The following is a 1,272-nucleotide window of genomic DNA, read 5'->3' as shown; positions in this document are numbered from 1 at the left end:
GGCCCGAAAGAAAGGTAGGAGGCCATGACGAAAGGTCTGCACGTGCCTTCCGAGATCGGCAAGCTCAGGAAGGTCTGCCTGCACCGTCCCGGCGACGAGCTCCTCAACCTGCCGCCCGACGAGCTCGAGCGACTCCTGTTCGACGACGTCCCGTTCCTGGAGGTCGCGCAGCAGGAGCACGACACCTTCGCCCAGATCCTTAAGGACCAGGGCGTCGAGGTGCTCTACCTCGAGAACCTCGTCGCAGAGGTGTTCGACCAGGTCCCCGGCGCCCGCGCCGAGTTCACCGACCAGTACATCGCCGAGGCAGGCATCCGCGGCCAGCAGATGCCGCAGATCGTCCGCGAGAAGCTGGACTCCATCGAGGACAACCTCGAGTTCGTCAAGAAGACCATGGCCGGCATGACCAAGGCCGAGATCGACATGCCCCTCACGGCGTCCACGACCCTCGACTCCCTGGTCAACTCCGAGTCCGAGTCCGACCTGATCATCGACCCGATGCCCAACCTCTACTTCACCCGCGACCCGTTCGCGGTCGTCGGCGAGGGCGTCAACCTCAACCGCATGTACTCGGTCACCCGCAACCGCGAGACCCTGTACGGCAAGTACGTCTTCAAGTACCACCCCGACTACAAGGACGTCTCCCTGTACTTCCGCCGCGACTGCCAGTTCCACACCGAGGGCGGCGACGTGCTGAACATCAACGAGAAGACCCTCGCCGTCGGCATCTCCCAGCGCACCCAGGCAGCCGCCATCGACGTCATGGCCCAGAACATCTTCTGGAACTCCGACTCCAAGGTCGAGCGCATCCTGGCCTTCGACATCCCGGTCTCGCGCGCCTTCATGCACCTCGACACGGTCTTCACCCAGATCGACGTCGATAAGTTCACGATCCACCCCGCCATCATGGGCACCCTGCGCGTCTACGAGCTGACCGCCGGCAAGAACCCGGGCGACGTGAACATCCGCCTGATCGAGGACACCCTCGAGCACGTCCTGGAGGACGCCACCGGCGTCGACCAGGTCAAGCTGATCCCCTGCGGCGGCGGCGACCCGATCGCGGCCTCCCGCGAGCAGTGGAACGACGGCTCCAACACCCTGTGCGTCGAGCCCGGCAAGATCTGCGTCTACGCCCGCAACACCGTCACCAACGACGTGCTGTACAAGGAGGGCCTGGACCTTCTCGTCGTGCCCTCCGCCGAGCTCTCCCGCGGCCGTGGCGGCCCGCGCTGCATGAGCATGCCCTTCTGGCGCGAGGACCTCTAAGGTTTT

Annotated in this window: 1 protein-coding gene; it reads left to right on the top strand. The window is 64.9% G+C overall.

The window, feature by feature from the left end; genetic code table 11:
* Positions 1–24 precede the first annotated feature (24 nt).
* Positions 25–1,266 (top strand): arginine deiminase, encoded by a 1,242-nt coding sequence (gene arcA / locus DXC67_RS10245; protein ID WP_117584235.1) that lies wholly within the window; start codon positions 25–27, stop codon positions 1,264–1,266.
* Positions 1,267–1,272 lie beyond the last annotated feature (6 nt).

The sequence above is a fragment of the Collinsella sp. TF07-1 genome (assembly GCF_003437235.1).
GTDB lineage: Bacteria > Actinomycetota > Coriobacteriia > Coriobacteriales > Coriobacteriaceae > Collinsella.
The sequence above is the reverse complement of the archived record's forward strand: the minus strand, read 5'-3'. Positions and strand labels throughout refer to the sequence as shown.